The 24,471-nt window shown below is 65.4% G+C and carries 20 protein-coding genes and 1 pseudogene; 7 read left to right on the top strand and 14 right to left on the bottom strand.

Annotated elements, in window-relative coordinates:
- Window positions 1–64: 64 nt before the first annotated feature.
- A complete protein-coding gene (locus EDL96_RS06620) occupies window positions 65–1,822 on the top strand; it encodes an oleate hydratase (RefSeq protein ID WP_123825001.1) in 1,758 nt (585 codons plus the stop codon).
- Window positions 1,823–2,841: 1,019 nt separating this feature from the next.
- Here the strand turns inward: EDL96_RS06620 and EDL96_RS06610 are convergent.
- The 4 genes and pseudogenes from EDL96_RS06610 to EDL96_RS06595 form a co-directional block, all read right to left on the bottom strand.
- A complete protein-coding gene (locus EDL96_RS06610) occupies window positions 2,842–3,921 on the bottom strand; it encodes an NAD(P)/FAD-dependent oxidoreductase (protein WP_123825024.1) in 1,080 nt (359 codons plus the stop codon).
- Window positions 3,922–4,111: 190 nt separating this feature from the next.
- The gene (locus tag EDL96_RS06605) at window positions 4,112–4,420 is read right to left on the bottom strand and encodes a putative quinol monooxygenase (RefSeq protein ID WP_123824999.1); all 309 of its coding nucleotides are present in this window, start codon (window positions 4,418–4,420) and stop codon (window positions 4,112–4,114) included.
- Window positions 4,417–4,986 (bottom strand): type 1 glutamine amidotransferase domain-containing protein, encoded by a 570-nt coding sequence (locus EDL96_RS06600; RefSeq protein WP_123824998.1) that lies wholly within the window; start codon window positions 4,984–4,986, stop codon window positions 4,417–4,419. The genes EDL96_RS06605 and EDL96_RS06600 overlap by 4 nt, the downstream gene beginning before the upstream one ends.
- A gap of 71 nt (window positions 4,987–5,057) precedes the next feature.
- Window positions 5,058–5,198, bottom strand: a pseudogene (locus EDL96_RS06595) (IS3 family transposase); the annotation flags it as partial.
- Window positions 5,199–5,424: 226 nt separating this feature from the next.
- On the opposite strand from EDL96_RS06595, the gene EDL96_RS06590 reads away from it, so the two are divergent.
- From EDL96_RS06590 to EDL96_RS06580, 3 genes are all read left to right on the top strand, one after another.
- A complete protein-coding gene (locus EDL96_RS06590) occupies window positions 5,425–5,670 on the top strand; it encodes a type II toxin-antitoxin system prevent-host-death family antitoxin (protein ID WP_024291015.1) in 246 nt (81 codons plus the stop codon).
- A gap of 3 nt (window positions 5,671–5,673) precedes the next feature.
- The gene (locus EDL96_RS06585; protein WP_123824997.1) at window positions 5,674–5,931 is read left to right on the top strand and encodes a type II toxin-antitoxin system RelE family toxin; all 258 of its coding nucleotides are present in this window, start codon (window positions 5,674–5,676) and stop codon (window positions 5,929–5,931) included.
- A 397-nt stretch (window positions 5,932–6,328) separates the two neighbouring features.
- Window positions 6,329–7,555 carry an IS110 family RNA-guided transposase gene (locus EDL96_RS06580; RefSeq protein ID WP_123824996.1) on the top strand — a complete coding sequence of 409 codons (1,227 nt, stop codon included), beginning with the start codon at window positions 6,329–6,331 and terminating at the stop codon, window positions 7,553–7,555.
- 336 nt (window positions 7,556–7,891) lie between these two features.
- On the opposite strand, the gene EDL96_RS06575 is transcribed toward EDL96_RS06580, so the two are convergent.
- The 9 genes from EDL96_RS06575 to ychF form a co-directional block, all read right to left on the bottom strand.
- On the bottom strand, window positions 7,892–9,385 hold the full coding sequence (locus EDL96_RS06575) for a recombinase family protein (RefSeq protein WP_123824995.1): 1,494 nt from the start codon (window positions 9,383–9,385) through the stop codon (window positions 7,892–7,894).
- A gap of 159 nt (window positions 9,386–9,544) precedes the next feature.
- On the bottom strand, window positions 9,545–9,745 hold the full coding sequence (locus EDL96_RS06570; RefSeq protein WP_123824994.1) for a helix-turn-helix domain-containing protein: 201 nt from the start codon (window positions 9,743–9,745) through the stop codon (window positions 9,545–9,547).
- Entirely contained in the window at window positions 9,742–12,870 is a 3,129-nt protein-coding gene (locus EDL96_RS06565) for a type I restriction endonuclease subunit R (RefSeq protein ID WP_123824993.1), read from the bottom strand. Before EDL96_RS06565 ends, EDL96_RS06570 begins: the two co-directional genes overlap by 4 nt.
- Window positions 12,870–13,985: a restriction endonuclease subunit S gene (locus tag EDL96_RS06560; protein WP_123824992.1), complete on the bottom strand. Its 1,116-nt coding sequence runs from the start codon at window positions 13,983–13,985 to the stop codon at window positions 12,870–12,872. Before EDL96_RS06560 ends, EDL96_RS06565 begins: the two co-directional genes overlap by 1 nt.
- A 23-nt stretch (window positions 13,986–14,008) precedes the next feature.
- Window positions 14,009–15,955 (bottom strand): type I restriction-modification system subunit M, encoded by a 1,947-nt coding sequence (locus EDL96_RS06555; protein WP_123824991.1) that lies wholly within the window; start codon window positions 15,953–15,955, stop codon window positions 14,009–14,011.
- A gap of 150 nt (window positions 15,956–16,105) precedes the next feature.
- Entirely contained in the window at window positions 16,106–16,234 is a 129-nt protein-coding gene (locus EDL96_RS13895) for a hypothetical protein (RefSeq protein WP_267900142.1), read from the bottom strand.
- Window positions 16,235–19,870 carry a YobI family P-loop NTPase gene (locus EDL96_RS06550; RefSeq protein WP_123824990.1) on the bottom strand — a complete coding sequence of 1,212 codons (3,636 nt, stop codon included), beginning with the start codon at window positions 19,868–19,870 and terminating at the stop codon, window positions 16,235–16,237.
- Window positions 19,871–20,022: 152 nt separating this feature from the next.
- Window positions 20,023–20,691, bottom strand: a complete 669-nt coding sequence (locus EDL96_RS06545) for an HNH endonuclease (protein ID WP_123824989.1) — start codon at window positions 20,689–20,691, stop codon at window positions 20,023–20,025.
- 134 nt (window positions 20,692–20,825) lie between these two features.
- Window positions 20,826–21,923 carry a redox-regulated ATPase YchF gene (ychF, locus tag EDL96_RS06540; RefSeq protein WP_123824988.1) on the bottom strand — a complete coding sequence of 366 codons (1,098 nt, stop codon included), beginning with the start codon at window positions 21,921–21,923 and terminating at the stop codon, window positions 20,826–20,828.
- Window positions 21,924–22,014: 91 nt separating this feature from the next.
- On the opposite strand from ychF, the gene EDL96_RS06535 reads away from it, so the two are divergent.
- Both EDL96_RS06535 and EDL96_RS06530 read left to right on the top strand, forming a co-directional pair.
- Window positions 22,015–22,218: a CopG family transcriptional regulator gene (locus EDL96_RS06535; RefSeq protein ID WP_123824987.1), complete on the top strand. Its 204-nt coding sequence runs from the start codon at window positions 22,015–22,017 to the stop codon at window positions 22,216–22,218.
- A 10-nt stretch (window positions 22,219–22,228) separates the two neighbouring features.
- The gene (locus tag EDL96_RS06530; protein WP_233568724.1) at window positions 22,229–22,618 is read left to right on the top strand and encodes a type II toxin-antitoxin system death-on-curing family toxin; all 390 of its coding nucleotides are present in this window, start codon (window positions 22,229–22,231) and stop codon (window positions 22,616–22,618) included.
- Window positions 22,619–22,698: 80 nt separating this feature from the next.
- Here EDL96_RS06530 and EDL96_RS06525 read toward each other — a convergent pair whose 3' ends face one another.
- Entirely contained in the window at window positions 22,699–23,328 is a 630-nt protein-coding gene (locus EDL96_RS06525) for an HD domain-containing protein (protein ID WP_123824985.1), read from the bottom strand.
- 138 nt (window positions 23,329–23,466) lie between these two features.
- Here EDL96_RS06525 and EDL96_RS06520 point away from each other — a divergent pair, with 138 nt between their 5' ends.
- Window positions 23,467–24,420, top strand: coding sequence for an ABC transporter ATP-binding protein (locus EDL96_RS06520; RefSeq protein WP_123824984.1), 954 nt, complete (start codon window positions 23,467–23,469; stop codon window positions 24,418–24,420).
- Window positions 24,421–24,471: the final 51 nt, after the last annotated feature.

Here is a 24,471-nt window from a genome sequence, read left to right as displayed (position 1 = left end):
CTTGAGTACGCTCAATATGCAGGCCGGGTGATCGGCATCCGGCACGCGTCGGGAAGGATGGACCATGCAGCACACAGCAGGTAACTACGAGGCGTTCGCGCGCCCCCGCCCCGCACAGCACGCCCAGGAGACGAAGGCCTACATCGTCGGCAGCGGGCTGGCCGGGCTCGCGGCGGCCGTCTTCCTGATCCGCGACGCCGGGGTCCCCGGTGCCAACGTCACGATCCTCGAGAAGGGCGACATCGCCGGCGGTGCCCTCGACGGCCTCGACGTCCCGGAGAAGGGCTTCGTCATCCGCGGCGGCCGGGAGCTGGAGAACCACATGGAGTGCCTGTGGGACATGATGCGCTCCATCCCCTCCCTGGAGCTTGAGGACGCCTCCGTGCTCGACGAGTTCTACTGGCTCAACAAGGACGACCCCAACTACTCGCTGCGTCGCGCCACCGTCCGTCAGGGCGAGGACGCCGGCCACGAGGGCCGCTTCAGCCTGCCGAAGCGGGCGCAGAAGGACCTGCTGAAGATCTTCCTCGCCGAGCGCGCGGAGATGGAGGGCAAGCGCATCGACGAGGTGATGGGCCGCGAGTTCCTCGACTCGCCGTTCTGGATGTACTGGCGGACGATGTTCGCCTTCGAGGAGTGGCACTCCGCGCTCGAGTTCAAGCTCTACCTCCACCGCTTCATCCACCACATCGGCGGACTGCCCGACTTCACGGCGCTGAAGTTCACGAAGTACAACCAGTACGAGTCCTTCGTCCTGCCGCTCATGCACTACCTCACCGAACACGGCGTCGTCTTCCGCTCCGGCACCGAGGTACTCGATGCGGACTTCGCCCACCGCAACGGCGAGATCCGCGCCACCGCGATCCACTGCCGCCGCGACGGCGCCGAGGAGACCATCGAGCTCGGTGAGCACGACCTCGCGCTGATGACGATCGGATCGCTCGTGGACAACTCCGATGACGGCGACCACCACACGCCCGCTGCCCTCAACGAGGGCCCGGCCCCGGCCTGGGACCTGTGGAAGCGCATCGCGAAGAAGGACCCGTCGTTCGGGCGCCCGGAGGTCTTCTGCTCCTCGATCGAAGAAACGAAGTGGGAATCGGCCACCGTCACGACGCTCGATCAGCGCATCCCCGCCTACATCGAGCGCATCGCCCAGCGCGATCCGTTCAGCGGCCGCGTGGTCACTGGCGGCATCGTCACCGCCGAGGACTCCTCCTGGCTGCTGAGCTGGACGGTCAATCGCCAGCCGCACTTCAAGAAGCAGCCGAAGGATCAGATCGTCGTCTGGGTCTACGGTCTGTTCGTCGACGTCGACGGCGACTACGTGAAGAAGCCCCTGGCGCAGTGCACCGGCGAGGAGATCACCCAGGAGTGGCTCTACCACCTGGGCGTGCCCGTCGAGGAGATCCCCGAGCTCGCGGCGACAGGCGCCCGGTGCGTGCCGGTCATGATGCCCTACGTGACGAGCTTCTTCATGCCCCGCCGCGCGGGTGACCGGCCGCAGGTCGTGCCGGAGGGGGCGGCGAACTTCGCGTTCCTCGGGCAGTTCGCGGAGACCGGCCGCGACACGATCTTCACAACCGAGTACTCGGTGCGCACCGGCATGGAGGCCGTCTACCAACTCCTCGACGTGGAGCGCGGCGTGCCGGAGACCTGGGGCTCCACGTACGATGTGCGCGACCTGCTCGAGGCCTCGGCGCGCATGCGCGACGGCAAGAAGGTGGAGGTCCCCGGCCCGGCCGCGCTGCGCGGCTACCTGCGCGGCAGGCTCGAGCACGGGGAGATCGGCCAGCTCCTCGAGGAGCACGGCCTCATCTGAGCCCCGCCCACCGCGGGTGCGCCTCGGGCACGGTCCCGAGGCGCGCCTGGGCTGGTCCCAAGTCGCCCGCCCCGCCTGCCTGCTCTTCGACGAGACGTAGCGAAGGATGCCGAGCACCAGGGCGGACTGGAATCCGGTGCCGCGCTCGGCAATCGGCACCACGACGTCGTCGTGACTGGTGATCACTGCTTCTCGGAGCATTCCGCGCAGCGCGTGCTGGGGCGCAGACAGGTCGACTCCGAGGACCGGATCCTGGAAGGGCAGCTCGGTCGCCACCGAGTTCACCGACTCGCTGAGGACCTCCCGCACCAGATCCTCGACCGGCTCCATCGCCTTCGCGAAGTCCTTCTGGAGCTGCGTGGAGCGGGAGTTGCCCGAACGGACGAGCACCCCCTCCAGGGTGTCGTGGAGCCGCGTCAACGACTGGTCTGCATCGCCCTGGTCGGCACTGCCCACCCTGATGGAGGGGATCTTCACGAGGTCGAACGACTGGAGCGCCCACTCGTAGATCTCGCGAGACCCCGCATCCGTGCCCTTCCACAGTCCCATTCCCCGTGTAGGGAATGATTCCGACCACGACCCCGAACCAGACGAAGGACATGAGGCCGAACCACGCGATCGTGAATGCATGGTCGCGGGCGAATTCGGTGAGCATCGGCGCACCTCGCGCGCAGCTGGGGATCGATCTTCTTCGGCATGCTGTCCATCCTTGCGGACTCAAACAGCAGCGGCATCAAACCCGGGCCGATTCACAACCTGACGGCTAGGTCCGAACCCCGCACTGCGACGCGGTTTCGTCATCCCGCGCCGGGTCGCACCGCGAGCGGATCCCGCAGTGACGGATCCCGCTGCGGCACCTCCGCGTACCGATCCTCACGATGAAGACACCCCATGACAAGGTGGTTGAGCCTGCGACTGCTGTCCAGCCGCGACTTTTGAGTTGACCCAGGGCGGGCTGCCGTCGTCCTCGACGAGGAGACGTTAACCCATTGAGTGCGTCCGTTCTGGGGTCAGGCGAACTATCGCAGGGCTTCGCCGAGGCGAGCGGCGGGCGTGAGGTCGTCGGCGAGACCGCCGCCGGTCGCAGCCCGGGCAAGAGCGCGACCCAGCGCAGGTGCCTGCTTGAACAGATTGTGACCGGCCACAAAAAGGACAGAGTCTGCCTCCCACACGGCAACGCCGTCCTCGCTCCATGGGAGGTCGGTCACCCAGCAGTGAAGAAAGTCGCGCGGCTCTGGGTGGAGACCGGGCAGCGCCCGTGTCACGTATTCGCGCGCGCGTTCGTCCAGCGATCGAATCGCCGCAGGGTCGATGAACGTTCCGTCGTCGCGGACGCCGACGGTGTCGCTGAGTCCGACCGAATAACTGCTGTTGCCCGGTAGCGGCGTCGCGTACACGCCGACTTCGCCGAAGACGCCGCTACTGTCCTGCAGGCACGCGACTCGTGCCGGGGCGGCGTCTTTCACGTCGAAGGTCAGCCGGACGTGTGCGGCAAGGCGAACCGGCAGCGACAGGCCGACGCTGCGGGCCAGGCGGGCGGTTTCGCGGCCGGCGCACACGACCACCTTGGAGTAGACAGCCCGGTCGGTGACGCTGCGCACCTCGACCGTCCCATCGGCGCGGGGATCGATGGAGATGACCTCTGCGGTGGTGACGGCATCTCCGAGGGCACCCGCGAGTGCCGTGATCGCGGCGCGGGTGCGGATCGCGCCGCCCGACTCGTCGAGCATCGCTGGCCCCGAGTACCCAGCGAGCAGCGGCATTCGCTGGGCGAGCTCGACTGCATCGATCTCGTGCGCTTCCACGCCGCCGACCTCGTCGAGCACCCGCAGCCGCGCCAGGGCGCTGTCGCCGATCGCCACGACACCGTCTGATGAGACCAGCTCGACGTCGAAGTGTTCGGCCCACTCATCCCATACACCGCGGCTTTCGCGCGCGAAAGCGACGAGTCGCGGGTCGTCGTGAGCATGCCGGAAGATCCGCGACTCGCCCGCGGACTGACCCGATCCGGGCAGACCGGCCTCGTACAAGCGCACCGGCACGCCCTGCTCCCGCAGCGCGTACGCCGTCGACAGACCGACGATCCCGCCCCCGATCACTGCTACCTCGGGTGAACGCGTCGGGGCAACGTCGTCAGTTCCTGTCATCGTGGTTCCTCGATCTGTTAGGGATGTGAGATAGACCTCGAAAGTACGGGGCCGCTGCCACGACGTCAACGGGCTGTGTCAGCCCGAAGTCACCGCGCGCAACGACCCCTCATGTCGGGGTCAGCACTCCCGGTCTGTGGTGTCAGGCGGGAAGTTTGGAGCCCAACACGTCGAGCTTCTCGATCGTCGGTTCGGAGAACAACGCACCCGCACCGGCCTGCTCGCCGAGAGCTACCGCAACAGGGCCAGACAGGTGAGCGTCACGTCCGGCGTCATCGGGGAAAACGTCGAAGATCCCGAAGGAGGAGGGCCCGAGGCGGATCGCGAACCACGCGGTGGTCGCCGGCTCTTCCTCAAAAAGCGCACGGCCGCTGTCAAGGAACTCCTTCACGTCGTCCTCCCTGCCGGGCAACGCATCAAACCTGACCAGCAATCCCTTGGTCACACTCATGATGTCTCCTCTTCCTTTGTCGTGGTGCCCGCGAGTTGGGACACGATCGCCTCGGAGAACGCCGGCAGGTCCTCCGGCGAGCGGCTGGTGATGAGATTCTTGTCGATCACGACCTCCTGGTCGACGACGTTCGCGCCGGCATTGCGCAGATCCGTGCGGATGCTCGGGAAGGACGTCAGGGTGCGACCGGTGGCCACGTCGGCCTCGATCAACGTCCACGGTCCGTGACAGATCGCCGCCACCGGCTTGCCGCTCTCGACGAAGTCCCGGACGAAGGCGACAGCGTCCCCGTCGATCCGGAGCTTGTCGGGGTTCACCGTGCCGCCCGGAAGCACCAAGGCGTCGTAGTCGGCCACCGAGGCCTCAGCCACCAGCCCGTCGACGCCGGACGTCCCCGCCGGATCCAGGTCGTTCTCGCGGGCCTGGATCTCGCCCTCATCGACCGCGAGAACCTCGGTCCGAGCGCCGGCCCTGTCCAGAGCCTCACGGGGTTGCTCGAGTTCGACGCGCTCGACCCCGTCCGCGGCGAGGATCGCGACTCTCTTGCCCTGCAGATCTGCTGCCATGTCAGTTGGGTCTGCTGCACGATCCGGTGACAGTTTGACCTGCCCTACGGTTTGGTTTCCACTTTTGGTCGCTAGCTTCCGGTGGTGGTCAGTGCCCGCGGGATGCCGGCGAGGTCGTAGTCGTGGGGTGTCGCGTACTCGAGGCAGCAGTGCCGTCGACGACGGTTGTAGAACACCTCGAGGTACTCGAAGATCGCGTTCGCGAGCTCCATCTCGCCACCCTGGGCCCAGGCCCCGATCTGCACGGGATCATGGAAGCGCGCCGCCTTGCCTCGGACCGCCCGACGGAGCTGTCCGCGACGATCGCCTGCAAGCCTCTCCAGACGGTTGGTTCCCCGGCGGGATCCTCAGGTCCTCGACATCCCGATCACGGCGCCGCGCGGAGCGGCTCCTGCAAGTGACCATCACGCCATCTTGTACAAGATGTACCATCAGGACATGACTTCCGTGACGCTCTCCGACTTCCGCAGCCGCCAGGCCGATCTGATCGCCGCAGCACAGCGCGAGCCCGTCGAGATCACCTCGCGCGGCGCTGGTCGTCGCGCGGTCGTCGTGTCCCCGGAGTTCTACGATCGCGCACTCCAGGCGTTGGAAGATCAGGCCGACATCCGTGCGGCGGCGGCCGCGCGTGAAGAGACCGAGCGCGTCTCCCATGAGGATCTGGTCGCCGAGCTCGGACTCTGATCCGTGGCGTATCGCGTCACCTACGTCGCTTCGGCGGCGAAAGCCCTTCGGAAGCTCGATCGTCAGACCGCCCGACGTATTCTCGAGGCACTCGACGCCCTTGCTGATGACCCTCGCCCACCCGGTTGCATCAAGCTTCAGGGCGGCGAGGGCGAGTTGCGCATCCGAATCGGTGACTACCGAGTCGTCTATGACGTTGTGGATGATGAGCTGGTCGTGCTGATCCTCCGGGTCGGGCACCGCAGAGAGGTCTATCGATGAGCGGCGACGGATCTCGGAGCATCGCTGGCGCGCGCCGGAGCACCCAGACCATAGGCCTCGCCAGCGACTCCACCCGGGCCCTCATCGCCCATCTCGCGGCCTAACATCACCTCGAGGGCAATGTCCCCTGGGCACCGTCGCCCCGTTACCTTCTTCCCAGCTCGTCCGTCCATCAGGATGGGAGGGTGCTGACCGGCCGGTCCTCGGCATGATCGTTTGCCCCCAGTCACCCATGATCCGGGGGGTGTTGTCACCGAGGACCGGTCCGGTGGTCACGGATCGCTGATAGAGGCGCGACCTTCTTCTTGAGGGACCTTCGTAACGTGGATGCCGAGCGTGACCACCTCCCGGCCGGCCAGCATGTGCAGATGCCGGTGCAGTAGAAGGGAATGAGTCCATGGCGGAGCAACCACTGCCGGCGGTGTTCGTCGGCCTCGACGTCGGCAAGTCCGAGCACCACGCCGTGGCCGTGACCACTGCTGGGAACACGGTCTACGACAAGTCCCTGCCCAACGACGAGGCTCGGCTGCGGGCCATCCTTGAGGAGCTGGCCACCGTGCACGGGCCGGTGCTGATGGTCGTGGACCAGCCGGCCACCATCGGGGCGCTGCCGGTGGCCCTCGCCCAAGCCACCGACGGCGTACACGTGGCGTACCTGCCCGGGCTGGCGATGCGCCGGATCGCGGACCTGCACCCGGGCGCGGCCAAGACCGATGCCCGCGACGCGGCGATCATCGCCGAGGCGGCCCGCACGATGCCGCACACCCTGCGCGACATCCGGGTGGACGAGGAACAGATCGCCGAGCTGGGAGTGCTGGCCGGCTTCGATGATGACCTCGCCGCCCAGATCACCGCGACCTCGAACCGGTTGCGAGGCATACTCACCCAGATCCATCCGGCACTGGAGCGGGTCCTGGGGCCGCGGGTGACGCACCCGGCGGTGACCGACCTGCTCAGTCGCTATCCGACCCCGGGGAAGCTGCAGGTCGCCGGGCGCGGGCATGTGCGGGCGAGGCTGAAGAAACACGCACCGCGGTTGGCCGAGGCCCTCACCGAGGAAATTTTCACCGCCCTGGGGCAGCAGACCGTGGTGGTCGCCGGAACCGAGGCCGCTGCCACCGTGATCCCGATCCTGGCCGGGCAGCTGGCTGCCCTCACCGCTCAGCGGACGCAGGTGGCGACCCAGATCGAGGCCCTCGTGGAGGCCCACCCTCTTTCCCCGGTCCTGACCTCGATGCCCGGCGTCGGCGTCAGGACCGCCGCAAGGATCCTCACCGAGGTCGTCGGCAAGGACTTTCAAGATGCCGGGCACCTGGCCTCCTACGCCGGAATCGCCCCCGTCACGAGACGGTCGGGAACCTCGATCCGCGGCGAACACGCCCCGAGAGGCGGGAACAAGAGACTGAAGCGGGCGCTGTTCCTCTCGGCCTTCGCCTCACTCAGCCACGGTCCCTCGAGGGCCTACTACGACCGGAAACGGGCCCAGGGCAAACGCCACAACCAGGCAATCATCGCCCTGGCCCGCCGCCGGACCGACGTCCTCTACGCGATGCTTCGCGACGGCACCCTCTACCAAGACCCCACCGAGTCTCAGACCCCGTCACCGGTGGCCCTGGCCGCTTGACGGAAACCATAGAGGCACCCCCCGCAGCACGGCGGCTGGCGACCAGTTCCTGACGGAGTTCGCAGAGGAACTCACCCGGTCGCGAGGGTGAACGGCGACTCGCTCACACGTTGAACCGGAACTCCACCGTGTGTCTCGGGTTGGTTCACGACCTGCGAGAAGGCTCAGATCTCAGCGTTTGCGTTGGCCAGAAGGAAGACCAGGTGACCTGGAAACAGTATGCGAGATCGCTCTTCTGGGGGCATTCGAGTGATATCAGACGGTCTCGGCGGGGACCGTGACGCTCGTTCGGAAGGCATCGTTTCTGGGGCCCGGCATCGGTACCGCTGCGATCCGTCAGCGCCGGGGCACCAGCACGACCGTGTCGGGGTCGAGACCCTTGCGGCCTCGACTCTGCTTCTTGAGGCGCACCTCGTACAAGGTCGCGACGATCTTGCGCTGCACCTCGAGCGGAGCGAGCCGCAGTTCCTGCGCCCGATCCTGTGACGCCAAGAGCTGCGCAAGGTCCTCGTCGGCGACCAGCGACTGAGCCTCGCTCTCCAGCTCGGCGAGCAAGGGCCCGAGGCTCCGTCGGACTCGGGCCAGGTCGTGTGCCTCGACGAAACCCTCGTCGTAGTCGGCCTCGACTCTCCGCAGACGCGCTCGGTATCTGACCACCTCGGTCCGCAACTGCAGCAGATGTGGGCTCTCCCCCGCCGGCACGAGGTCGATCGGCTCGACATCGACGACACGCTCGGCCACGGCGACGAGCACGTAGGCCTCGACGAGGTCGCGCGAGCGTGCGATATGGCCTCGACGCCGGTAGCTGCGGCTGTGCGCACTCACCAACGAGCTGCACGTGTCGCAGAGGTAGAGGCCCGATCCGAGGTGCCGGCGTTCCAGCATGCCAGCGCTCCCCGCCGCCTCGGCTTGGCCAGCCAGACGACGCTGCGCCGCGCGCCAGATCGCCTCGTCCACGATCGGCTCCCACCGACCCCGAACCGGATCGCCGTTCTCGTCGCGGACGATCGGACCGGCCCGGGCCCCGGCCGCATCCTTGCCCGTGTACACCGCGTAACCGGCGTACCGCGGGTTCACCAGCAGGGCCCGGATGGTGTTGGGAGACCACGCCCCGTCGTGCGGCACGGGCTTCAGCTCAAGGCCGGCCGCGAGTCGGCGCTCGTTGCGCTCGATCGCCACCGTCCGGCTCTGCTTGGGCACATGCGTCAAGGTCGAGGGCAGGCCCGGACTCCGCTCCCCAGACAGCGCACGGGCGATGGATGAGCGCGAAGGTGCCTCGTAACTGGCGAACAGCCGGAAGATCTCCCGCACGACGTCGGCCTCGCGCTCGATCACCGCGCCATCCGTGGCGTATCCAAGGGAGCGCATGCCCGAGGGGACCTGACCGCGTCGGGCGCGCTGCACCGAGGCGCGGACCTGGCGTTCGGACTTGCGTCTGACCTCGAAGCGGGCGATAGCGGCGAGCATGGTCGCGCGGAACTCGCCGTCACCTGTGGAGAGGTCGATCTCGCCGTCCAGGGTCACTGCGACGAGGCTGTGGTCGATCAGGGTGATCAGGTCTTGCGTGCTGCGCAGCAGCCGGTCCAGATCGACCGCGACGACGGTGTCGACCTTGCCTGCATCCGCCGCCGCGAGCATCCTGGCCCAGGCTGTGTCCCCGCCGCGGCTCGCACTCGCGGAGACGTCGTCGTCGACGAACGACTCGACGGCTTCCCAGCCCCGCGAGCGCACCAGGACCCGCATCGCCGAGAGCTGGCGGTCGATGCCCATCGCATCGGCCTTGGACTGACGGGCATACAGCGCCACGCGGTGCACGCCGGGCTCATTCATCGGCGTGCCGCGCCCCTCTGCGTGGTATGGCTCTGTGCGATGACAGCGTGGAGGGCATCACCTTGGCCCCTCTTCCATGAGATCGGTCTATGCTCAACGATCGATAGAGCTTGCCCAGTCAGGGGCTGATTGCGCTGCCGACTGTGATGTCAGCTCAGATCAACCGCGCTCCTCGAGCTTGAGTGCCAGGCCGAGCACCTCGGCGAGCTTGGTGATGGTCGCCGTCGACACGTCGTCGCCGCGCTCGACGCGGGCGACGGTCGGCCGGGACAGACCCGCCTTCTCGGCGAGCTCGTCCTGAGAGAGCCCCTGCTTCTTCCGCGCGTCGCGAATCACCGCGCCCAGGCCGACCGCGTTCATGCGCCGACTCCGGCCTGCTCGTTCCGCGTGTGCTGAGCGCGCAGCGCATCTGCCGCGATGTCGGCGATCTCATTGAGGAACGCCGGGTCAGCCATGTACGCCTGGATCTCCTGGGACTCGCGCACGGCCCTGTACATCGCCAGGCCCACGGCGTTGGAGAAGTCCTCGGAGGACTTCAGCTGCGCCGCGGTGTTGTTCCTCGCCATCGCCACAGCCTCGTCGTCGCCGTCGAGGTAGCCCCAGAACGTCGTGATGAATCCGGCGACGCTGTCGCCGCTGACATCGATGCCCTTGGCAGAGAAGAGTGCGTTGACGGCGTCGATCGCCTCTTCCAGCGGCCCGCGCTTCGGTGCGGCCTTGCCGCCGCCGGGCTCGCTGTCGAACGCGGGGAGCTTGATCCCCTGGTCACTTCCCTCGCTCAGAGAGTGGTCCTCCTCGATCGCCGAGGGACGCAGGCTCACGCCGGAGAGCTGGACGCCGTCGAGGTAGCTGAAGTCGACCGTGACGCCGTCGGTGTGGAGCCGACGCGCGAGCAGCGTGGTGAGCACGGCACGTTCGGCCAGGAACGCGTCGTCGTAGTCGACGATCTGGCTGAGGAACTGCCAGGCGTTGCGATAGCTGATCACGTCCGAGCGGAACGCCTCGAGACGCTCACGGGCCTCCTTGTCCTTGGCGAGCACCGCCTGATTCCACGCACCCTGCCAGCTCTGGACGATGGGCGTGATGGCGCGTGAGATCTTCTCACCACCGAGGCCGTCGAGGTAGGCCCGGACCACGGCTTCGAGTCCGCTTTCGTCGTAATGGCCCGCGGTGTCCAGGCGCTCGGCAAGCGTGTAGAGCGCATTCGGGTCGATCTCACCGCTGACGTGCGCGTCCTCGTAGTAGAGCTTGAAGTCCTCCTGGATCTGCGCCGGGGAGTTCATGAAGTCCACGACCATCGGCGCAGTCTTGCCTGGATACATCCGGTTCAACCGCGAGAGCGTCTGCACGGTCGTGATCCCGGTGAGGACCTTGTCGACATACATCGCCATCAGGCGCGGCTCGTCGAACCCGGTCTGGAACTTGTTCGCGACGATCAGCACCTTGTAGACGCCCTCCTCGCGGAAGGCGCTGGCGACATCGCTGAGGCCGTTCAGCGACACCTCGGTGACCTGCTCGCCCGTCGGACCGGGAAGCGAGCCGGAGAACGCGACGAGGGTCTCCATGTCGGTGTACCCGGACTCGGCGATGTACTCGTTCATCTTCTGCCACCAGGTGTAGGCCTCCATGCGCGTGCCGGTGACGACCATGGCGCGCGCCTCGCCGCCGAGCAGGTGCATGACGTTGCGGCGGAAGTGCTCGACGACCACGCGCACCTTCTGCGCGACCGAGGTCGGGTGGAGCCGGGCGTACTTGACGATGTTCGTCACAGCCTCGCCGGTGTTGACCTGCATCTCCTCGGTCTCACCGAGAGCGTTCTTCACACGCAGGAACATGTCGTAGGTGGAGTAGTTCTGCAGCACGTCGAGGATGAAGCCCTCCTCGATCGCCTGAGCCATCGTGTAGGTGTCGAAGGCCTCCCAGCGGTCGGTCTCCTCGTCGCGGGTGCCGAAAAGGCGCAGCGTCTTCGCCTTCGGGGTCGCAGTCAGGGCGACGAAGGTGATGTTCGCGGCGTTCGCTACGGCGCTGTTCTTCGCGCGCAGCAGATCCTCGGCCGACAGCTCGGCGTCGATGTCGTCCTCGTCGAAGTCGACGCCCACGGTGTCGGCGAGCAGCTCCTTGAGCTTGCGGGCGCTCGCTCCGGTCTGCGAGGAGTGGGCCTCGTCGGCGATGACCGCCCAGCGGCGGCCACGCAGAGCATCCGTGTTCTCGATGAGCTTCATGACCTCGGGGAAGGTCTGCAGCGTGCAGGTGATGACGTGGTCACCCTCGAGGAGCGCCTTCTTCAGCTGCGGCGACTTCGCCCCGGACTTCTCCCCGACCGAGACCACCAGGCCCTTGGAGGACTGGACGAGGCTCATGTCATCGCGGATGTTCTCGTCCAGCACCGTGCGATCGGTGACGACGATGACCGAGTCGAACGTCGACCGGCTCTGCGCGTCCATGTGCCGGATGAGGCGGTGGCTCAGCCACGCGATCGTCTTCGTCTTGCCCGAGCCCGCAGAGTGCCAGATGAGATACTTGGCTCCCGGCCCGTTCTTCTCGATGTCAGCGACGACGCGCTCGACAGCGCGCAGCTGGTGGAAGCGCGGGAAGACCAGGCGGCCGTCCTTCTTACCCGACTTGCCGGGCTCGAAGAGGGCGTAGTCCTTGAGGATGCGCATGAACGTCGGACGGTCGAGGATCTCGCGCCACAGGTAGTTCGTCGCCGAGCCGGTCTTCGAGGGCGGGTTGCCCTCGTGTCCGTCGTCGCCCTGGTTGAACGGCAGGAACACGGTGTCGGCCCCGGCGAGCTTCGTCGCCATGAACACCAGGTCGTTCGAGACGGCGAAGTGAACCAGCGCCCGGCCCGGCGCGAGCAGCGCACGGTTCTTGCCGGGCACGCGATCCTGCTGGTACTGCCGGATCGCGTGCTGGACGCTCTGGGTGTTGTCAGTCTTCAGCTCCATCGTCACAATCGGCAGGCCGTTCGCGGTGAGCACGACGTCGATCGTCTCGTTCGTCGTGATGTCGAAGCGGACCTGTCGCAGGATCCGCAGCCGGACCGCGTCCGCCTGCTCGACGACCTCAGTGAGATTCGGGTTCGCCGGCGGGAACGCCATCAGAGGGCCGAACTTCGCCGCGGGCCGACCGACCTGCGCGTACGAGAAACCCTTGCGGAGCACGCCGAGGAGCCCCCCGACCGGGTGCCCGGTGATCGGGTCCATCTTCGTCTGCTTCGCCAGCTCCTTGGTGATGTGGACCAGGAGCTTCTTCTCGGCAGCGTCTCGCTGGCCGTTGACGAGATCGGCCGGCACGGCCTTCTCGTACTCGTCCGGGTACTGCGCCTCGAGCCAGGCGAGCACATCTCGGGAAACCATGGCCAGTGTCACGTCCCAGCCAGCGGCCTGCGGGCTACCGCCCGCCTCGTAGAGCCAGCCGCGCTCGGCAAGCTCCTCGCAGAGGTTCTGCTCGAACTCGAGCTCCATCAGCTGAGCATCGCTCATCAGGGCACCTGCTTCTTTCCGGTGACAACGTCGGTGATGAGCGCCGCTCGGCGCTCGATGAGGAGGTTCTTCAGCTCCGCGGTCTTCGCGACCAGCTGCTCGATCTTTCCGGTGACCTCATCGAGGTGATCGGCGATGCGAGTCTGTTCAGTGGGGTCCGGGAACGGGATCTCCATCCGATTGATCATTCCAATCGTGAGCTGATTGATCGTCGAGGTCGAGTACTGGCTGCGCTCATCCGCAAATAACGTGGACTGCAAGTACCACCGCACGTACCGGTTGTTGGGTGAACGGAGCACCGTCATGAAGGCTCCCCAGGTCTCGTCCACTTCTCCAGCACCGATAAGTGCGTTCTTACCGACCAGGTGTGCGCTTCCGTTCCGACTGCACACGAGCAGGTCTCCGTTGCGGAGTCGAAGCCTTTCAGGGATCGAAGTCGCAACGCGGACAAGATCACTTCTGTCGATCCGTGAGTTCTGGATGCTTCCAGACCGATGCACGACGGTCCCACCTAAGTCCACTACGTCAGCCGGCGCATATGTCAGGCCGGTGATCGCCTCGGCCACAAGACCGAGACGAGCCGTCGAAACACCGACATACGGCATCAACTCGCGATCAATCACGGATCTCCGACGCGCCTCCAACGTCTGCGTGAGCTCGTCCATCCTCGCCAACATCGCGTCGATCTCGCCCGTCTCGCGGTCGAGGTAGTCGGCGATGCGCTTCTGGGTGCGAAGGTCGGGCCGATAGACGCTCAGCTCGCGAAGTCCCATCCATTCAGCGCGTGGCATCTTGACACCCTTGGAAGCCGCATCCGCGAACTTGACGAAGTTGCGGCTGCCTACGACGTAGCTGAGGTATGTGGAGTCGATGCCAGCGGTGGGGCGATACACATGGATATCGCCGCCCGCGGTTCCTGAGCGATCTGCGTGCCAGTACTTCGCGAGGTAGGGCCGCAGCTTGCCGAACAGCACGTCCCCGGCGATGAAGGGGGTTCCTTTCGAGGCGTAATGGGAGAGCTCATCATCGACAAGCCGGCCCGAGTCCGAGATCATGTCCTCGAGGGAGACCTGGAAGTCCGCCGGATCTGCGGAATCAGAGATGAGCGTCGCCAAGGACCAGAACGGTGCGTAGCTCGTCACTTTCCACTCACCGCCTCGAACATCGCGGCAAGCTCACCCATGACACGCTTGACGTCGGCGTCGATCTCGGCGAGGTCGCGCGGCTCCTCCGGCACGTAGAACAGGCGCGTGAACGGGACCTCGTTGCCGGCCTTCGCCGCACTCTCGTCCCACTGCGCGTCGGGAGCGAACGGAAGCACCTCCCGCTTCATGTGCTCGTCGAGGTCTTCACTGAGGGGCACGCGCTCGGTGATCTTCCACCCGTCGGCGATGACGGCGTTCCCCTTGCGGTCGACCGCAACGGGTGCGCCCTCATCCTCGACGCCGACGGCCTTCATGACGGCGTCGATCTGCGTCACGGGCACCTTCAGCCCCGACACCTTCGCACGCTGCGGCCAGGCAGTGGCGAGGCCGTTCCACGGCGAGCCGTCGAGCGAGCGCAGCACGTCCGCGTGCTCCTCGGTGAAGTCCTTGCGCTCGAGAAGCGTCTCGATCGCCTCGTCGCTCACGACAGTGGCGAGCCGCGCCTGCTTGTACACCGGCACGTCGAGGAACTGGAAGTCCGCAGGCCGCAGCACCTTCGAGATCGTCTCGTCCGCGTACTCGAAGTCGCGGTACGCGCGCAGGATCGCCTCGCGCTTGCCATCGGAGACGTAGCGACGCTTGTCACCCATGGGCTTGCGCATCGGATCCCAGAGGTCCGATCCGTCGATGAGCTGGATCTTGCCCTGGCGCTTGGTGTCCTTGTTGGTGTCGAGGATCCAGATGTACGTCGCGATCCCGGTGCCGTAGAACATTTGCGTGGGCAGCGCGATGATCGCGTCGATGAGGTCCTCGTCGAACAGCCACTGCCTGATCTGGTTCGGGCCCTTGTCGCTGGTGAACAGCGGAGAGGCGTTCGAGACCACCGCGGCGCGCCCGCCGTGGCCATGCTTACCGGCCGGGGTGAGCTTCGAGGCGCAGTGCGCGAGGAAGAGCATCTGCCCGTCGGACTTCGACGGCAGGCCGTGGCTGAACCTCGAGCCATCGACCTTCGCCTGCGCGCGGACCTCCTTCTCCTGTACGCCCCAGTCGCTGCCGAACGGAGGGTTCGACAGCACGTAGTCGAAGGTCTGCCCCTCGTACTCATCGTGGATGAGCGTGTCACCCATGCGGATCGCATCGGGCCGGCCGCCCTGGATAAGCAGGTCCGCCTTGCCGAGCGCATACGCAGACGGCATGAGCTCCTGGCCGAAGAGTGTCACCCTGATGTCGGGGTTCAGCGCCTTGAGCGCGTCCTGGCCTACGAGCAGCATGCCGCCCGATCCCGCGGTGGGGTCGTAGATCGAGCGCAGCGTGCTCTCCCCCACGAGCGAGTCCTCGTCCGCGGCGAACAGCACGTCGACCATGAGCTTGATCGCGTCGCGCGGGGTGTAGAACGCACCCGCGCCCTTGCCCTTCTTGTCGAAGGCCCGGTACATGACGTCCTCGAAGATGTCGCCCATCGCGGTGTTCGAGACCTGGTCGGGTCCGAGCGGAAGGGTCGAGAAGTGCTTCACGACGGCGTGCAGCCGGTTCGCCGAGGCGAGCTTGGTCACGAGCGTCGGGAACTCGAAGGCGTTCCAGATGTCGGCGATGTTGTTCGAGAAGCCTGCGACGTAGCTCGTCAGCGACTTGTCCACGTTGTCGTCGACCGACGCGATCGTCGCCAGATCAAGCTCCGAGACGTTGAAGAAGCTCAGCTTGAACCGGTCGCGGACCGCGATGTCGATCAGGTGCGGCGGCATCTCGCCGAGATCACGCACGAACGCGATCACGTCGCTCTTTGTCTCTGCGAGCAGACACTCCAGGCGGCGCAGGACGGTGAACGGGAGGATGTAGTCGCCGTACTCCTGCGGCTCGACCACGTTGCGGAGGAACTTGTCCGCGGTGTCCCATACGATGCGCGCAGTGGTCGCGGTCGTGGCTGTCGACTGTCCGGTCATGCTGGCTCGTCTCTGATCGCTGTCGTCTTGTATCAGTAACTTTACATGACGACGTATCAGATATGTAGCGTATGGCCGAAAGATGAACAGAAGATGCAGCCGCGGCAGCGCCCCGGGAGCATGTGCTCCGGGGGCCCGCACGGACGGCGGTCAGGAGCTCAAGACGTCGATGACCGTCGGCAGGTAGCGGCGGACCTGTTCCCGGTCACTCGCCTGTTCTTCCGGTGTCAGCTGCTCGTACGGGGTTCGGATCTGTTCCTCCCAGCGCACGACGAGCACTCACACAAGGGTCCGGATCTTCCTGCCGCGCCCGATGACCTTCTTGATGATCGCGATCCGCCCCGCGGACTCAAGGCGCTTGAACAGTGTCTCGTTCGATGAGCCCACCGGGAGGTCGAACTCAACGTCTGGCCCCGCCGACAGCTTGTCGTACGGCTGACCGAGGGACACGAGGACATCCGAGAGGTCGCCCGCGGAGATGTCCTTCGCGTGCGTCAGCTGGCGCAGGACCACCTCCGGATCTCGTGTCACGCGGGCAATTCGGCGGACCTCGTCGAAGGGGAGCCAGATCTGGTTGTCGAGCGCAAACCGACCAGCAGCGCGGAGTGCGCGCCGGTCGTCACCAGGCACGTACTCATCGAGGTGCCCCAGGACCATCCGCTGCAGCGCAGCCGGGGTCTGCCGACTCTCGAGGAACTCGCCGACGAAGCCCTCCACGAGCGCGGGCGTCATGAATCCCTCGACCCGCTCGGACACTGCGAACGCCTCGGAGACGGACGCCCACCCACCCGTCGCGAAATGCGCGAAGGTCTCGGCGGAGTCCGGGAACAGCTTCGCTTCCAGCGCACGGGCGAGAAGCTGGTCAGGGCTCGACGTCACGGCCGTCAACTCGATCTCGGACTCAAGCTCCAACTGCTCGACGAGCTGGACCCGAGCACGCGCCGTCAGGTACGCCGAAGCGTTCAGCAGACCGACGGCAAGCGCGTTCCGATCCTCGTCCGTGACCTCCTCGCTAGCAGTGAGCTCGATCGGATCGGCCCCGTTGCCGTTGAGCATGCGCGACAGCACCTCGTCGATCCCATGGGCCTCGAAGTAGGCGAACACATTCCCCACCGTCGGGACCATGAGGCCCGCGTCGACGACGGCACGCCAGGTCGCCTGCGGGATGTCCTCGACATCCACGATCGCAGCGGACGAGGCACTACGCCAGATCACATCGACCAGTTGCTCCTCCGTCCACACCTCATGCTGCTCACCAATGAGCCCAACCAGCGCGGTCTCGGTCAGGATGATCGGCTGGTCCGGCAGGTCCGCATCCATGGCGGAGACGTAGTCCGCAATTTGGACCCTGCAGAACTTCCACACGCTGTCCTCCGCGCGCACCGCGTCGAGAACTGGCTCGGTATCGATCCCAAGCGCCAGACGCAGGTTCCGCACGTTGATCTCGTACATCTGGGCATCCACCACACGATCCCGCAGTAGAGCGCTCAGACTGCTGAGATCGTCGACGACGACTCCCACTGACTGGAGGACCTCGAAGACCCGCTCGGTCTGCTCAGCGGGCAGGTCCTCGCTCACAGCGGCCAGGAGCGGGTATGAGGTCGTGATCAACGAACGGACGGACTCCCCGATCTCGTACGAGTCGACGTGCTGAGCGCTCAGCAACGCAGCATCGAAAAGTTCGAGCCGCGTCTTCGCGTCGGGGATCCCCTGATGACTTGCAAGGTACTCAAGAACCTCGCGCCACGGGTGCTGGGCCAACTGCCTCACGAGCCTGTCCCTCGGGGCGTCCGGAGCGTTGAGGAAGGCGTCTAGGAAGGTCCGGGCGTCATCATCGTCGTGCGTGACCACGTACGTCACGAGCCGCTTTGCATCGTCGGGCCGCTCCTCGAGCAGGTAGGCCATCACCTGGATGTTCAGGGCGCTCACACTGCTCGTGAAGTCGGCCGGGACCTGTTCGAGGAGATTGCTCATCGCATTCTCGGAGGTGAACTCGTAGTCGAGGTACATCTCGTTCGGTTGGACCGCGTGGTTGTAGAAGAACGCGACGTCGACGCCAACGAAACTGCCGTAGAAAATCGCCGAGTACTCCGCGTAGTTGCGCGTGATGAAACCCCGCCGAACGAGATCGCGCGCCAGCTCCGACTCGAGCACATCCTCTATCCGCTGGTCGAACCGAATGTGCCCGTTCGGCACGCGCTCGTAGCGGGCCAACCCGTCGAAATCGGCTCCGCGTAATGTCGAGATGTCGCTGTCATACTGATGGGTCAACCTCGCGAGCTCGGCAGGATCGGGGGGAAGCCACTCCGCGGCGTTGGTGATCTCCGGGAAGACCCTGCTGATACGCTCCTGGTCGAGCACCAAAGGGCTCGAGTTGTGCCGCTGGGTCACGGCAAAGGACTTCTCCTTGGCGACCAGTTCCCAGAACTCGATGGTGCCGACCGCATTGAAGGCGAAGCTCTGTCCACCCACCGTCACCGATTGGTAGGGCCACCCGTTCGCAGGCGGGAACATGTCCTTAACGTCGCGCAGTCGAGCACCCAGTTCTGCCGCGGTCCGTTCTCGGCTGTCGCGCTGCTCCTCGGTACGTTGCCGCTTGCGCCGCTGCGCCTGCAGTCCCGCGATGAGGGCTCTGACCTCGTCGCGGTGATGTCGCTCGAGTTCGTCAAGCGTGCTTGAACGCTGCGAGATAGCCTCGAAATCGGCGAGGTGGAAATTCTTGTACGCGACGAGGGCGAAGAGGTGATCGGCCGTCATACCGGGCGCGGGGTTCTCGGTCCACAGCAGGTGCTCGGCGAACACCGCAAACTCGTTGCAGATGTTGATCATCAGACGCATGTCGGTTGTGTGCCGCGCGATCAGGTCGAGAAGGGGGCGCGACACGAGGTCACTCTCGAAACCGAGTGATACCAGCGCCCCGACGAGGTGGTCGCGCGCGTTGCGGTGCGAGATGAACGGGACGATCGGGATGACCATCTCGAAGAACTTGGTCCTATTGGCCCGCTGCACCGCCGCGGTGGCGACGTCGAGTCGTGGTTTCGTACCGTCAGGCGTTGTGTCCGCTTCCGCGCCGAGTTGTTCGAACAGGCTGTCCTTGATTGCATAGATGAAGCGCAGCGGCTGCGCCTGATCCCGCCAGCCCACGGATGCGTTGACGAGGGTGTTGAGCTCGCGAAGTGAGTCGAAGATCTGCGGGTCGTCGAACCTGTCAAGGTCCTCGAAGATCACGAACTCCGGCTTCACCGCGTCAAAGAACGCGACGATCTCATCGAGGAAGCTGTCGAAGTAGGTGGTCGGGCCCTCGCCGAGCGCGATCTTCGTGCCCGCCGTTGTGACCTCGGAGACTATCCGGTCCCCAACGATCCAGCGGATCGCCCACGCTGCGATCAGGACAAGAGCGAAGAACAGCGCCGCCAGTGCAAGGTGAACCGCGGTGTTCGCGCCCTCGCCAGGCCAGCCCGCCATCGGGCGTACGCCGAGCAGCCATAGGATACCCAAACCGACCGCGCTCGCCCCGAACGCCTGGAAGAACGCCCTGAGCTTCGTCAACGGCTTTGGACGGGCGAACCTCGAGCGACGGACCTTGCCGGGCTCGAGCCGATAGACGAGCTGCTTGACCAGTTCCTTCTGGATCCGGTTTGTCAGATCCTCGTCGTGCTCGTCAGGACCGAGCGTATTGATACTGATCCGGACAGTCGACTCCGGGTGCTTCTTCTCGAAAGCGTCGAGGACGCTGGACTTGCCGGCCCCGTAACGGCCCGTGAGGGCGATATTGCGGTTCCTCTTCTCGAGGACCGCCTCTTCGAGGTGCCGAAGGTAGGTACCGTGATGGTCCTTGTCGTACTCGGGGCCAAGCGATCGGAGCGTGACGCTGCGCGATTCTGTCCCCTCCTGCTCTGGATCGTCCTCGACCACAGCGTCCCCTTCTCAAATGGCTCCGACTGGTCCACACTCAGCCCGCAGCAGTCGCCTAAGCCGGCCCACCGAACGGGAGTAGGAAGCGCGCTACTTTTTGCCGGCCCCAGACTGTTGCCTGTTAACGAAACTCAACCACGTCGCCGCCCGCATCAGGGCGCAGTGTCATCTTGCATCTCCTCATCGCGCAACTCTGCTCGGCGATCGTCGGCCGCCATCTCGGCGCGTGATTCAATTTCAGCCTCAATGACATCATCTGAAGGACGCACGTAGAACTCCCACGATTCAGACGTGACAGTCACATCACCAAAATTCGTCAGTGTGTCACTCGAACCAGAGGCTGCTGCAAGATTTTCGATCATCTCGGCGATCAGGTCCGCATAGATCTCTCTCACGTCTTCGTCTGAGATGTCCATGCTCTTCAGGCTCAGTCCTGACTCATCGAGAACAACATTCTCGTACCACTTATTGACGAGTTCGATGACGTCTTTCCGCCGTGAATTGCCACGCCGGACTTCATCCAACTCAGCGGCAGTCTCCGGGAAAGTGTCGCTCTTGGCAAGATTGCACGGACCACAGATATAGGCGAGATTGGCTGGATCATGAACGTCGAAGAAAGTCTTCTGCTGTGTCCCCAACTGGAGAGCAGCCCGAAGTTGCGCCCCATTAGCGGTCTTCGGTACGAGGTGATCAATTTGGGCCTCACGAGGAGGCACAGCCCTCGACCGACACTCTCCCCCTTGCCACCAGCACCTTCCTTTCGAGAGTTTGAACAAGGCGAGCTTTATGACGTCATTATTTGGATTCTTGTAGCTGTTCAAGCCACCATTACGGTCATATCGCGCACGACCCGCGGCTACGCCTCCACCAGCAAGGACATGAGCGTCCCACTCCGCCGTTGACCAGTCCTCTCTTGCGGACTCGAGCTGACCATCCCCGGGAAGGGTTTGAGAGCTCACTTCTTGCTTCCAGACGTTTGTCCGTGCCGGAACTCCACCACGTCCCCGTCCTGCATGACGTAGTCCTTGCCCTCCATCCTGACCTTGCCCGCAGCTTTGGCGTCGGCCATGGAACCGGCAGCAAGCAGGTCGTCGAAGGACACCACTTCGGCCTTGATGAAGCCCCGCTCGAAGTCCGTGTGGATTACTCCGGCGGCCTGCGGCGCCGTTGCACCCTTGCGCACGGTCCAGGCACGGGATTCCTTGGGACCGGCCGTCAGGTAGGTCTGCAGGCCAAGGGTTGAGAAGCCCACCCTTGCCAGCTTGTCCAGGCCGGATTCCTCCTGGCCGGACATCTCCAGCATCTCGCGGGCCTCCTCCTCGGAGAGCTCCACCAGCTCGGACTCCAGCTTGGCGTCCAAGAACACGCACTCAGCCGGGGCGACCAATGCCGCCAACTCGGCCTGGCGCTCGGGCGAACCCAGCACGCCGTCGTCGGCGTTGAAAACGAAAATGAACGGCTTGGCGGACAGCAGGGTCAGGTCCCGCAGCTGCTCCATGTCCAGGTCGGAAGCGCGGGAGAACACCGTGTGCCCCTCCCCCAGCACCTCCAGGGCAGCCTGGTAAGCCGAGAGCTTGGCCGGGTCGGCCTTCTTGATCTTGACCTGCTTCTCCAGGCGCGGGATGGCGTTCTCCAGCGTCTGCATGTCCGCCAGGATCAGCTCGGTGTTGATGGTCTCGATGTCGGAGGCGGGATCGATCTTCCCGTCCACATGGACCACATCCGGGTCCTCGAACGCCCGTACCACCTGGGCAATCGCGTCGGCCTCGCGAATGTTGGCCAGGAACTGGTTCCCCAACCCCTCGCCCTCGGACGCGCCCTTCACGATGCCCGCGATGTCAACGAAGGACACCGTGGCCGGTACCTCCCGCTCCGAGCCGAACACGGAGGCCAGCTGGCCCAGCCGTTCGTCGGGCAGGTTCACCACACCCACGTTCGGCTCGATGGTGGCGAACGGGTAGTTCGCCGCGAGCACGGTGTTACGGGTCAGTGCGTTGAAGAGGGTCGACTTGCCGACGTTCGGCAGCCCCACGATTCCGATAGTTAAAGCCACGGAACGCGAGTCTACCGGCCACCCCGGACGCACAACGATTCACGACGACGACCACAGCGCCTCCCTGATACCACTTTGGTACCATTCAGCCATGGCCATGACATTGCGGCTCACCCCGGAGGACGAGAAGGCACTGGCTCTCCTTGCCGAAGCGGAAGGGATTTCGCGTCAGGAGGCCACGGTGCGCGCCATCCATGAGGCCGCGCAACGTCGTACCCGGGCGGACCAAGTCCGTGACCTCTCCGCCCGAGGACGGGACCGCTACGCCGACCTCCTCAAGCGTCTGGCCCAGTGACTCCAGCCCCGTGACACCCACGCAGCCTGCAAAGGCTCCCGTCCAGTACCTCACCCTCGAGGATGCCCTGACTCTGATCGACGACCTGGGTGTCGGCCCGATCCGGGACATTGGGCTGCTCGACTCCGCACTTCATCGGCACGGCGTGGCCCCATTCGGCGTGGATGCCTACCCGAGTCTGGAGGAGAAGGCCGCCGTTCTCCTGGAATCCATCGTCCGCAATCACCCCTTGGTGGACGGCAACAAGCGGTTGGGGTGGCTCAGCACGGTGGTTTTTCTGGGGCTCAACGGGATCGAATTGGACGCGCTCGACGATGCCGCCTACAACGTCGTCATCGGCCTGGCAGCAGGTTCGATCGACCACACAAGAGCTGCCGCAACACTCCGCGACTGGATCTGAACCGGACACGCCACGATTCACGACGACGACCCCCACCCGCCGTCGTCGTGCTCACTCCCGGCGACCGCACCTCACTCCGGTCAGTCGTTGTTCTGGATGACCTCTACGAAGTCGCCGCGTTGGAAGCCGGGCACGAAATGCTCGAGCACATCGGCCTTGACGTTGCCAAACGTGGTCTCCGGGCGGTCCTTGAGCCCGTCGGTGAAGGCCGCCAGGATGCCGCGCTTGAAATCGGGGCGCGGGTGGGCGGCAACGATCGCTTCGCGTTCCTCATCGGAAGCGGCGTCCATGCCCATTCCGAGCACGTCGAATTCGACCCCGTGCGTGACCAAAGCGATCTCCGGGGCCATGTGCAGCGGAATTTCGGGGGTGGTGTGCAGTGCGATGGCGGTCCAGACTCGGTCGGCGAGCGCGTCGTCGATGCCGTGGGAGGACAGGAACTTGCGGGCCTCGTCAGCGCCGTCGATCTCGAAGCGCTGATCGGTCCGGCGGAACGTCTGCGTCAGGCCGAGGTCGTGGAACATGGCCCCGACGTAGAGCAGTTCGGGGTCGTAGTCGAGGCCGTCCTTGGTCCCGCGCAAAGCACCGAACAAGTACACGCGTCGGGAGTGGTCGTACACCAGGGGTTCCGCGGCATCCCGCACCAATGCGGTGGCTTCACGGGCCAACGTGCTGTCGGGGATCTGGATTCCGGCGATGGTTTCGGACATGGGTACCTCCTGAACTCGGGTGGTTCTTCAAGACCATCGCGCAACGGGCACCAAGTCAATGTGCCCGTGTCATTTGTCATGCCCAAGTCATGACACCCGCCAGATCCCCCGCCCCGGGAAACAGCGGATTCTGGAGGCATGAACACGGGAACACACATCGAACACAACACCCCCGCCGTCGAACTGATCAACCTCCACAAATCGTTCACCCCGCTCACCGGCAAAGGCGGCAAGGTCCGCGCGGTCGACGGTGTGGACCTCACCATCGACTCCGGCGAGATCGTGGCCCTCCTGGGCCCCAACGGCGCCGGCAAGACCACGGCCCTGGACATGATCCTCGGTTTCACCAGCCCCACGTCCGGGACGTGCCTGGTGTACGGCGGATCCCCGCGGCACGCCGTACAGCACGGTCGGGTGTCGGCCGTCCTGCAGACCGGAGCGCTGCTGGACGACCTGACTGTTCGCGAGACCTTGGCCATGATCGCCACCCAACACTCGCATCACATGCCCATCGATCAGGCCTTGGATCGCGCGGGCGCCACCAGCTTCGCGGATCGCAAGGTCTCCAAGTGCTCGGGTGGCGAGCAGCAACGCCTGCGCTTCGCCCTGGCACTGCTCCCCGAACCGGACCTGCTGATCCTGGACGAACCCACCGCGGGAATGGACGTCAACGCCCGCCGCGACTTCTGGGCCGCCATGCACGCCGAAGCCGAACGCGGCCGCACCATCGTCTTCGCCACGCACTACCTGGAGGAAGCGGACCAATTCGCCGACCGCATCGTGGTCATGGGCGCCGGTCGCATCCTGGCCGACGGCACCACGGAGGAGATCCGCGCCCTGGGCGGCCTCCGCACCGTGTCCGTCCGCTGGAACAGCGACGACGGCGACGCCGCCACCGCGCTGGCCGAGATCCCCGGGGCCGAATCCGTGCGGGGCGAAGGCGAGCGCACCGTGTTCACCGGCCCGGACACGGATGCCATCGCCCACCACCTGCTGACGCACACCAAGTCCAGTGACCTCTTGATCGTCCAGGTGCCGCTCGAAGAAGCGTTCGTCGGGCTCACCCACCAGGCCCAGCAATCAGCAGCCTGAAGTCACCGACACCCCCTACGCCAGTACCCCGTTGCTCAGTACCCGAGTACC

The organism is Kocuria soli, assembly GCF_003797835.1.
Classification (GTDB): Bacteria; Actinomycetota; Actinomycetes; order Actinomycetales; family Micrococcaceae; genus Kocuria; species Kocuria soli.
The sequence above is the reverse complement of the archived record's forward strand: the minus strand, read 5'-3'. Positions and strand labels throughout refer to the sequence as shown.